The 10,016-nt window shown below is 75.8% G+C and carries 8 protein-coding genes and 1 tRNA gene; 3 read left to right on the forward strand and 6 right to left on the reverse strand.

From position 1 onward, the window contains the following. Window positions 1–69 precede the first annotated feature (69 nt). Window positions 70–143, reverse strand: a tRNA-Arg gene (locus WAA21_RS17420). A 145-nt stretch (window positions 144–288) separates the two neighbouring features. Between WAA21_RS17420 and WAA21_RS17425 the strand changes: the two genes are divergently transcribed. Then, entirely contained in the window at window positions 289–1,845 is a 1,557-nt protein-coding gene (locus WAA21_RS17425) for an HNH endonuclease signature motif containing protein (protein ID WP_336924124.1), read from the forward strand. Between the two features lie 9 nt (window positions 1,846–1,854). On the opposite strand, the gene WAA21_RS17430 is transcribed toward WAA21_RS17425, so the two are convergent. After that, window positions 1,855–2,781, reverse strand: a complete 927-nt coding sequence (locus WAA21_RS17430; protein ID WP_336924125.1) for an amidohydrolase family protein — start codon at window positions 2,779–2,781, stop codon at window positions 1,855–1,857. Window positions 2,782–2,940: 159 nt separating this feature from the next. Here WAA21_RS17430 and mug point away from each other — a divergent pair, with 159 nt between their 5' ends. Then, window positions 2,941–3,513: a G/U mismatch-specific DNA glycosylase gene (mug, locus tag WAA21_RS17435; protein ID WP_336924126.1), complete on the forward strand. Its 573-nt coding sequence runs from the start codon at window positions 2,941–2,943 to the stop codon at window positions 3,511–3,513. 420 nt (window positions 3,514–3,933) lie between these two features. Here mug and WAA21_RS17440 read toward each other — a convergent pair whose 3' ends face one another. Both WAA21_RS17440 and WAA21_RS17445 read right to left on the reverse strand, forming a co-directional pair. Next, the gene (locus WAA21_RS17440) at window positions 3,934–4,614 is read right to left on the reverse strand and encodes a hypothetical protein (RefSeq protein ID WP_336924127.1); all 681 of its coding nucleotides are present in this window, start codon (window positions 4,612–4,614) and stop codon (window positions 3,934–3,936) included. A 149-nt stretch (window positions 4,615–4,763) separates the two neighbouring features. Next, window positions 4,764–6,200, reverse strand: a complete 1,437-nt coding sequence (locus WAA21_RS17445; RefSeq protein WP_336924128.1) for an amidohydrolase family protein — start codon at window positions 6,198–6,200, stop codon at window positions 4,764–4,766. A gap of 196 nt (window positions 6,201–6,396) precedes the next feature. Here WAA21_RS17445 and WAA21_RS17450 point away from each other — a divergent pair, with 196 nt between their 5' ends. After that, on the forward strand, window positions 6,397–7,380 hold the full coding sequence (locus WAA21_RS17450) for a quinone oxidoreductase family protein (protein WP_336924129.1): 984 nt from the start codon (window positions 6,397–6,399) through the stop codon (window positions 7,378–7,380). Here the strand turns inward: WAA21_RS17450 and WAA21_RS17455 are convergent. Together WAA21_RS17455 and WAA21_RS17460 are read right to left on the reverse strand one after the other, a co-directional pair. Then, window positions 7,364–9,643: a SpoIIE family protein phosphatase gene (locus WAA21_RS17455; RefSeq protein WP_336924130.1), complete on the reverse strand. Its 2,280-nt coding sequence runs from the start codon at window positions 9,641–9,643 to the stop codon at window positions 7,364–7,366. The two genes, WAA21_RS17450 and WAA21_RS17455, sit on opposite strands and share 17 nt — an antisense overlap. After that, a partial coding sequence (locus WAA21_RS17460; protein WP_336924131.1) for a hypothetical protein occupies window positions 9,640–10,016 on the reverse strand: 377 nt, incomplete at its 5' end. The genes WAA21_RS17460 and WAA21_RS17455, both read right to left, overlap by 4 nt.

A 10,016-nucleotide genomic window follows, 5' to 3' on the forward strand; every position in this document is an offset into this window, starting at 1 on the left:
CCGAAACACCGTCAACCATCACCCGACGACGAAACGTCAAGGATGAGGCGAAGGTGCACACGGCTGGGGTGCCCCCGGCAGGACTCGAACCTGCAACCTACGGATTAGAAGGCCGTTGCTCTATCCGGTTGAGCTACGAGGGCGTGGACCGGGAGCCCGGCCGACGGGACAGCGTAGTGGCCGGTACCCCGAGGGCGTCCGCGCTCGCCGGGGTTGTGTCCGGGGTGCTCTCTACCGTCGCAGCAGGTGGTCGGCGACGGGTCGGTCGCCGCGCGAGGGGAGGCACGCATGACGCTCGACGCAGGCTCTCGTGCCGACGACGCCGACGTGCTGTCCGCGGCCGCACTCGACGCCATCCGCGGAGCGGTGCAGGTCCGTGCGAGCGCCGACGCGGTGGAGGTGCAGGCGGTCGCGACCCTCACGCTCACCCGCCGCCGGCAGGCGCTGCGCGCGGACCCGGCGGCCGAACTCGACCTCGTCGACACCGGCACCGCCGCGGAGATCGCCCTGCTGCGACGGCTGGCTCCCGGCACTGCCAGGTCGGCGATGGAGCTGGCTCTGCGCTTCACCGGGGACGCGCACGGCACACCCGGGACGGACGACGGTGAGCCGAACGGTCACGGGCCGGCGACCTTCGCCGCGCTGAGGCGGGGCGCCCTCGACCTGGCGCGAGCGAGGCGCCTCACCGAGCAGCTCTCGCAGGTGCCCCTGCCTGAGGTCGACGAGGCCCGGGCTCGTGAGCTCGGTGTCGAGGTCCCCGCCGACGCCTCGTCGACGCAGCGGCGCGACCTGCTGCGCCGGGCTGCCCGGCGGCTCCTCGTGCAGGCGCTGGTCCTCGTGGAGGCGGAGCTGCTCGAGCCCGGCAGCGTGCCCGCTCTCGCCGACCGGCGGCCCGGTCCGGCCGCCGGGGACCTGACGCCCACCCAGCTCGACGCCCGGCTGCGTCGCCTCGTCGCCCGAGCGCTCCCCGCGGCGCACGAGCAGCGCCTCCGGGAGGCGCACGAGCGGCGCAGCTGCACGCTGCGGCACCTCGGCGGCGCGGACGAGGGCACGGCCCTGCTGCAGGTGACCGGTCGCGCCGACCTCCTCCACGCCGCCTTCACGCGCCTGGACGGGACGGCGCGGGCGCTGCTCGCGGCGGACCGCGCCGCGGCCGTCGAGCCGACGGTCGAGGCGGACACACGACGCACGGTCGACCAGGCGCGGGTCGACACGCTGCTCGCCATGGTCCTCGGCGACTCGGAGTCGCTCGCCGCCGCCCACCGGGTGCGGGTCGAGCTGGCGCTGGTCGCGCCCGCCGGCGCGGTGCTCCCGGGCGGGACGCCGACTGCGCGGGGGCCCGAGGGTGACGGGACGGTCACCCTCGGGGCCGGTGTCCCCGCCCGCGGCGACGCGCCCGGTGAGCTCGACGGTGTCGGACCGGTGCCCGCCTCGCTCGTGCGGGAGCTCGCCGCGGACGCGCGCTGGCGCCGGTGGGTCACCGACCCGGAGACGGGCCTCGTCACGTGGACGAGCCCGCGGACCTACCGCCCGACCGCGGCCGTCGCCCGGCTGGTCAAGGCCCGCGACCGCGAGTGCACCTTCCCTACGTGCCGGGCGCGTGCGAGGTCCGACGTCGACCACGTCATCCCGTTCCCCGAGGGGCCCACCGTCCCCGAGAACCTGTGCGTCACGTGCCGGCGCCACCACCGTCTCAAGCACCACGGCAGCTTCCGGACCCGGCTGGAGCCGGACGGGACGCTCACCTGGACGACGCCCACCGGCGTGACGGTGCGCAACCCGACGCCGAGCCACCCACCCCCAGCGGTCCATCCGCCGGCGTCGGCGGAGCCGCCCCCGTTCTGACGGCGCGCGCTACTCCTCAAACCAGAGGCGTCCGGCGTTGCCGGAGGCCACCAGCGGGCGCACGTCGTCGGGCAGCGCACCGAGGTAGAGCTGGATGCGCGCGGCCTGCTCGCGCACGGTGTCCGGGTCGGCGACGGCGTCGGTGCCGACGACGACCCGCTCCGGCCAGCGGCGCGCCACGTCGACCCACCGCTCGTCGACCGTGCCGTCCTGCGTCACCTGGTCGAGCAGCACCCAGGAGACCTCGAGGACGAGCCGGTCGTGCCGGGACATGAGCTCGTGCGCGAGGTCGAGCTGGTCGTGCGGGCGCATGCCTCGCGAGGACCCGGCGTGGCACCACACGACGTCGGTGTCCGGCGCGTCGCGGAGCATGAGGTCGAGCTGGCCGGCGTACTCGTGCGCGCCGGGCCGGCCGTTCGAGCCGGTGTCGTGGTGCACGGAGACCGGCAGACCGCGCTCGCCGGCGAGCCTGAGCACCGACGCCATCGCGGGGTGGTCGGCGCGCGGCGTCTCCCCGATCGTCAGGTTGGTGAGGCTGTCGTGGCGCAGCAGCACCTCTCCCACCCCCGCCCACCGGTCCCAGGAGTCCCAGTGCCGCCGCAGCACGTCGCCGGCGACCTGGTCGGTGGGGTCGAAGCCGCACGTGAGCGGCGCGACCTCGAGCCCGTCGCCCTCGAGCTCCGACGCGAGCGCACGCACCTCCCAGTCGGTCGCCGAGTGGTAGCCGCACGGATCGTTGCCGTCGAGGTAGTACCCGGGACGCTGCGGCTCGGCCACCGACCACTTCTTCTTCACGGGCAGCCCGAACACGACAGCCCGCTCGGCGCCGGAGTCGAGCAGGGCCTCGCGCAACGCCGCGGGGTCGCCCGGCTGGGCGAGGAAGTCCACGACGTGCAGGTGGGCATCGGTCCACGGAACCGTCTCCTCGTCGGTCACGCTTCCTGCCTAGCGAAGTCCGTGCGAGGACACCAGCCGGGCGCCGGCGTCGACGCCCTCGTAGGGGGTGGCGCGCGGCGCCGTCTGTCAGGATCGGGCCGTGCGTCGTCGCGTCGCCGTCCCGAGCCGCCGTCCGCGGCGGGGAGCCCGGACCGACCGGTGAGCCCGTCGAGTGCCCGCCCGACCCGCGAGGAGCTGCTCGCGAGCGTCGACCGGACCCTCGACGACGTCGTCGCGCCCGGCCTGCGCGTCCTGTTCTGCGGCATCAACCCCGGGCTGTGGTCGGCGTGGTCCGGGCACCACTTCGCCCGTCCCGGCAACCGCTTCTGGCCCGCGCTGCACCGCAGCGGCTTCACGCCTCAGCAGCTCGCGCCCCATGAGCAGGCCGAGCTGCTCGGGCTCGGCCTGGGCGTGACGAACGTCGTCGCCCGCGCGACCGCCGCGGCCGCCGAGCTCAGTGCCGCGGAGCTCCGCGCGGGCCGCACCCGGCTGGAGGCGACGGTGCGGGCGCACCGGCCGTCGACCCTCGCGGTCCTCGGCGTCACGGCCTACAGGACCGCGTTCGAGCGGCCGCGTGCGGCGCTCGGGCCGCAGCTGGACCACACGATCGGCACGACCCGAGTGTGGGTGCTGCCGAACCCCAGCGGGCTCAACGCGCACCACACGCCGGCCGGTCTGGCGGCGCTGTTCGCCGAGCTGCGCGCCGCCGTCGATGGGCCCGCCGGGCCGTAGGTGAACGGAAGGACCGCAGCCGACTGAACGCCGCCTCAGACGGGTGCCTCCGCCGTCGTCGGCTCGGGCGCCGGCCCGTCCTCGCACAGGCGACGAGAACCCGGCAGCCCTCGCAGGCCCCGCATGTCCCCGGGACCTCGCAGGCGCCGCAGGCCCTGCAGGTCCGTCGGGCACGTCAACCACGGCACGAGGCGGGCGGTCGCCGGGTCGATCCGTAGACGAGGAGCGCAGGAACAGGCCGTAGACGGGCAGGTGGCCCAGCAGCTCGACCTGACCGGCGCCGTGCGTGGCGCCACCGACACCATCGGCGTCCGGGTCGACCGAGGTCGGGGACCAAGGTCCCGGCCTGCCGGGCGGACCGGTGGGAGGGGGGCGCGCCGACCGACCACGCCCCCCTCCGGTCTCACCGGGCGGGGTGCCTCAGTTGGCGATCCCGCCGCACAGCACCGGGACCGTCGCCTCGAGCGGGACACCCGGGGCGATGGAGGACTCCTTCGACGCGAACGGGTCGGCCGCGTTGAAGCCGTACATGCCGTTGCCGTCGAAGTCGGCCCCGTGCACGACCACCTGGACGCTGCCGGCCTGCGCGTACGCCGTCGGGTCGGCGGGGGTGAAGGTGCGGCTGTACGACAGGTTCCCGTCGGCGTCCGCCACCGGGAACCGGTCGAGCGCGAGACCGCTGGCCGCCGACGTGTCCCCGCTCGTCGTGAGCGAGGCGATGATGCCGCCGTAGAACGGCGCGCCCTCGGCGACGGTGACGACGCCGTCGCCGTTCGCGTCGGCCCCGGCGCCCGGGCACGAGGACGGGGCGCGGTCCTCGCCGGTCGTGTCGTGCAGGTGCATGGCGTGGGGCAGACCCGGCGCGAGACCGGTCGCCTCCACCGTCACCTGCAGCTTGCCGTTGGGCAGCGCCTTGACGCGCGTCGTGCCGCTCGCGTCCGTGCCGGGGACACCGGACTGCACCTGGCCGAGGGAGTACGAGTAGCTCGCCACCTTGTCCGACGGGTTGGTGTCGTGGGCGGCCAGCGCGGGACCGGCCAGGGCGAGCGCCGCACCGGTACCGATCGCGGTCAGGAGGGTGAGTCGCCTGCGGTTCGTCATGGTGTGCCTTCCGTCATGGCCCCAGGGGGCCGCGTCGATCCCCGAGCGAGAGGGGTACGACACCGACGTGTCACCCGGATGGGTGCCTGGACGCACCGGCGCCCGTCGTCCCGGTCACCTCGGGACGACGGGCGCGGGTGGACGACGGTTCAGCCGTGGCCGGCGTGGGTGGACGCCGTGCGGTAGTCCGTGTACTGGTAGGGGTTGTCGAGCACCTTCGTCTCCGGCACGTCGGGGTTCATGCCGGCCTGCCAGGCCTCCTCGCCCATCGAGCCGCGCAGGTGCTCGAGCGTCGCCTCGACCTCACGCCGGATGGAGGGCAGGTCGACGCCCACGAGGCGGCCGTCGCGCTTCACGACGCGACCGTCGACGACGACGGTGTGGACGTCGCTGCGCTGCGCCTGCAGCGCCACGTGCCCGTAGGGGTTGAGCAGCGGGAACGACACGGGGCTGTGGTCGTTCTTCAGCAGGACCACGTCGGCCTTCTTGCCCGGTTCGAGGCTGCCGACGACGTCGTCCATGCCGAGCGCCCGGGCCCCACCCCGGGTCGCCCACTCCACGACCTGGTCGGCGCGCAGGTGGCAGTGGGTGACGGTGTCGCCCTTGCGGTGCGCCTCCATGTGCTCGCGCGAGCGGTCGGCCCCCAGCGTCGTCCGCATGGCGCTGAACAGGTCCCCGCTCATCCACACGCTCGTGTCCATCGAGATCGACACGGGGATGCCGTGCTCGCGCAGCGCCCAGGTGGGGGGGTAGCCCTGCCCGCAGCTCTGCTCGCTCTCCGTCGCGACCGACACCGACCCGCCCGTGGCCGCGATCCGGTGGTAGGAGTCGTGGGACAGCGTCGCCGCGTGCACGTAGACCGTGCGCGGCTCCATGAAGCCGTTCTCGTGCATGAGCCGGATGCCGTCGTCGTTGGTCGCGCCCCAGACCCCCGCGTGCGTCGTGACGGCGAGGTCGAGGTCGCGTGCCACCTCGAACGCCGCCCGCTCGGGGAAGGCGGGGTCACCGGTCACGTCGAAGGCCATCTGCAGGCCGAGCAAGTCGCTGCGCGGGAACCGCTCGACGAAGGCGCGGAAGTCCGGCGACGCCGACCACTCCCACGGCCCGGCCTGGATGTTGCCGTAGGCGAGGACGAAGCGTCCGGGGACGCTGCGCAGGGCGTCGACCGCGGCCTCCGCGTGCTCGACGCTCTGCAGCCCGTGCGACCAGTCGACCGTCGTCGTCACCCCGGCGTCGAGGGACTCCGCGGCGCTCAGCAGGTTGCCGGCCCGGATGTCCTCGGGGCGGAAGTGCCGTCCGTGCTCGAGGTAGTACCAGACGAAGTACTGGGTGAGAGTCCAGTCGGCGCCGTAGCCGCGCATGGCCGTCTGCCACATGTGCCGGTGGGTGTCGACCATCCCGGGCATGACGACGCCCCCGCTCGCGTCGACCTCCTCGGTCCCGGTCGGCACGTCGAGGGACGGCCCCACCGCCTCGACGCGGTCGCCGACGACGAGGACGTCGGTGTCGGGCAGGACGCTGCGGGCCAGGTCCATGGGCAGGACGGTGCCGCCGCGGAAGACGATGCCGGGGCTCGTGCCGTTCATGGGCAACTCCTTCGTCACCAGGGTGTGTGGGCGCCGTCCCGTCGTCGGACGAGTGTCCGCTCAGCGGTCGCCGGGACCAGGGTTCGCGCTGCTCCCCGCTCTGTCAAGCGGTCCGCCGTGGCGCCGCCCGACTGGCCGGACTACCGTCCGCTGGGCGGACACCCACCGCGGGTGTCGCCGGAGCCGGAGGTGCGACATGGAGGCGGCGGTCCTGCACGAGGCCGGGGGGACCCCCGTCCACGGCGCCCGGCCCGACCCGGCGGACAGCGACGGCGACGGCAGGACCCTCGTGCGCGTCTCGGCGGCACCGGTCGCCCCGCTGGACGTGCTCGCCGCCTCGGGGACCTCGTACTTCGGCGTGCCCGCCCTGCCGTACGTGCCGGGCGTCGCGGGGGTCGGCCGGGTCGTCCGCTCCGGCACGCACCCGGTCGGGGCTCGGGTGCACGTCTCGACGACCGCCGGCACCGGCGCGGGCGACGGGACCCTCGCCGAGCTCGTCGCGGTGCCCGACGCCTCCTGCACGGTCCTGCCCGAGGGGCCGCCCGACGACGCCACCGTCGCCGCCCTCGGCATGTCCGCCGTCGCGGCCTGGCACGCGCTGGTGGTCCGGGGTCGCCTGGTCGCCGGCGAGCGCGTGCTCGTGCTGGGGGCGGGCGGGACGGTCGGCCAGGTCGCGGTGCAGGTCGCCCGGCACGTGGGGGCCGCCACGGTCGTGGGCGCGGCCCGCTCGGCGGCCGGGCGCGAGCGGGCGCTCGCGCTCGGGGCCGACGCCGCACCCGACCTCGACGCCCTCGACGACCTGGCGGCCGCGGGCGGCGGGGCGTACGACCTCGTGCTCGACCCGCTCGGTGGCGCCCCCGCGACGGCCGCGGTCGGCGCGCTGGCCGTGGGGGGCCGGCTCGTCCACCTCGGCTCGTCGGCCGGACCGGAGGTCACCGTGCCGTCGGCGGTCCTGCGCAGCCGCGCGCTCGAGGTGCTCGGCCACACCAACACGCACCTGGGCCCGGAGCAGGTGGCGCACGCCCTGCTCGCGGTGCTCGCGGTGCCGGGCGTCACCGTCGCGCACGAGACGTCGCCGCTCGCCGAGGTCGGCACCGCCTGGCGGCGGCAGGCCGGTGGCACGGCGACCGCCCGTCAGGTGGTCCTCGTCGGCCGAGGCGACCTCAGCCGGAGCGGGTGAGCACGAGGAGCGTGACGTCGTCGTCCACGTGCCCCGGCGCGGTCCGGGCGCGCACGTCGTCGGCCCCGCGACCGGTCACCAGCGCCGAGCGGAGGAGGGCGACGCCGTCACCGAAGGACCGGTCGCGCCGCTCGACGAGGCCGTCGGTGTAGAGCACGAGGCTCTCGCCCCGGGCGAGCTCGACGGGCGTGCTGGGCGATGGTCCGAGCCGCAGCCCCAGCGGCGGCGAGGTGTCGACCACCACCTCCTCCGTGCTGCCGTCCGCGCGCCGGCGCAGCGGTGGCGGGTGCCCGACGCTCACCAGCTCGCAGCGCCCGGACGCCCGGTCCAGGCACACCAGGACGAGGGTCGCCATCTGGTCGGGCAGGGCCGTCGCGACGTGCGCGTCGAGCGCGGCCACGGCCTCCCCGGGCGCCTCGCCCCGCGTGAGGTAGGCCCGCAGGGCGTGCCGCATCTCCGCCATCGCCGCGGCCGCGTGCACGCCGTGCCCCGCGACGTCGCCGACGACGAGCACGAGCCGCCCGTCGGGCAGCGACAGCCAGTCGTACCAGTCGCCGCCGACCCGGCCGCCGGGGGCCGGGCGGTAGGAGGCGTCGACGTGCCAGCCGTCCAGCACCGGCAGGTGCTGCGGCAGGAGGCTGCGCTGCACGTCCTCGGCGGTCCGCACCTGCTGCCGGGCCCGTCGGTACAGCGTCTTCACCACCGCGCCGCGCAGCCGGTCCGCGGCCAGCAGGTCGCGCTCCTCCCACGTCGCGGCCCGGCCGCGCACGACCTCCTGCCAGTGCGCGAACGAGCGCCGTGGTCCGATCCGGGTGCTGCCGGCCTCGTGCGTGACCACCTTCTCGCCCGGGTCGCCACCCCACGTGACGGTCCGCACGAGCTCACCGCGCAGCCACACCACGAGCTGCCCGTCCTCGAGCACGAGAGCGAGCAGCCCCGCGACACCCGGCAGCGCCGTGACGAGGCCCGGCGCCTCCTCCTGCAGCGAGCGGAGGGAGACGACGTCGCGCCCGTCCGCCGCGAGCCAGGCCCGCAGCGCGTCCACGTCGAGGTCGTCCGCGACCTCCCCGCACGTGCGCCGGACGCCCTCGACGTCGGCGAGGGCGCCGTCGGCGTCGACGACGGCGCAGACGCCGTGCTCGTCGGTGAGGGTGTCGGCGAGCGGGCGCTCGTCCTCCGCGAGCATCGACACGAGCTGCACGAGCGCCTGCTCGGAGGCCAGCCGGTCGCCGAGGCCCTCCTCCGTGACGCGGTCGACCAGCCGCAGCGACAACGTCGAGGCGAGGAACTCCGCAGCCGCCCGGACGCCGTAGGGCGGCAGGTGCGGCCCGGAGTAGTGGTGGCACGCGACGAGGCCCCACAGCCGGCCGTCCTGCAGCAGCGACAGCGACATCGACGCCCGCACGCCCATGTTGCGCAGGTACTCCACGTGCACCGGCGACACGCTGCGCAGCGTGGAGTACGACAGGTCGAGCGGGTCGGGGGCCCCGGGCAGGGCGAGCAGCGGGACGGGCGTGTACGCGACGTCGGCGATGATGCGCACCCAGTTGAGCTCGTACAGCCGGCGCGCCTGAGGCGGGATGTCCGAGGCGGGGTAGTGCAGACCGAGGAACGGCTCGAGGTCGTCGCGCAGCGCCTCGGCGACGACCTCGCCGTTGTGGTCGGGGTCGAAGCGGTACACCATCACGCGGTCGAACCCGGTGAGGTCGCGCACCTCCCGGGCGGCCACCTCGTAGAGCTCCTCGGTGCTGCGGGCCCGGTTGAGCGCCTCGACGCTCCCGCGGACCGCCTGGTACGTGTTGGAGAAGGAGAACGGCCGGGCGCCGTGGGCGGCCTCCAGCTCCACGACGACCAGCGGCGACAGCTGCCCGTCCGCGGCGGCGGGGCGGTGCAGCACCGCGTCGGCCGTCACGAGCCCGCGCGGGGTCTGCAGGTGCAGCAGGAGCGGGTTGCGCTCGCGGAGGTCGCTGAAGACCTGCACGTGACCGGCGAGGATCTCGGCCGCGGTCGTGCCGAGGACGTCCGCGAGGGGACGTCCGAGCACCTCGGCCGGGCCGCCCGCGCCGAGGTCGGTGACGTTCGCCGAGGCGTGGAGCACGCGCTGCTGCTCGTCGACGGTGAGGAGCCAGCCGTGGGGCTGGATCGCGCCGGGCACGTGGATGGGCTCGCTCGCGCAGATGGCGAGGGCGTCCTCGCCCACGCCGTCGGCGAGCCCGTCGGCGACGAGGGCCTCGACGGCGGCGCGGCGCCCGCTCTCGCTCACCGGGCCCCCGGCACCGCGGGCAGGGCTGCGTCGGCCTCGCACCGCCCGGCGAGGGCGGAGAAGGTCGAGGTCGCGGCGACGAGGACGCCGGCCGTGCCCGCACTCCGCGCCCACGCCTCGACGGCCGCGCGCAGCTCCTGCCACATGCGACCGGCCCGCTCGCCGTAGGGGTCGAAGCACGCGAGCCCCGCGACGGGCACGTCGGCGCCGCAGGCGAGCAGGTGCCGGCGCAGCACCTTGCCGCCGAGCGTCGAGCCCTCGAGGACGTACAGCCGGCCGAGCGCCTCGCCCGTGCCCCGGACGGCGGGCACGTCGGCGCCGGCCCCGGGCGCCGGCGCCCCGGCGGCGGACGCCGGGGTGCCCGCCGCGCCGG

The organism is Aquipuribacter sp. SD81 (assembly GCF_037153975.1).
Classification (GTDB): domain Bacteria; phylum Actinomycetota; class Actinomycetes; order Actinomycetales; family JBBAYJ01; genus Aquipuribacter.

Coding starts and splice junctions, on each gene's coding strand:
- WAA21_RS17425 (WP_336924124.1), top strand. CDS start 289: ATGACGCTCGACGCAGGCTCTCGTGCCGACGACGCCGACGTGCTGTCC.
- WAA21_RS17445 (WP_336924128.1), bottom strand. CDS start 6,200: ATGAACGGCACGAGCCCCGGCATCGTCTTCCGCGGCGGCACCGTCCTG.
- WAA21_RS17440 (WP_336924127.1), bottom strand. CDS start 4,614: ATGACGAACCGCAGGCGACTCACCCTCCTGACCGCGATCGGTACCGGT.
- WAA21_RS17450 (WP_336924129.1), top strand. CDS start 6,397: ATGGAGGCGGCGGTCCTGCACGAGGCCGGGGGGACCCCCGTCCACGGC.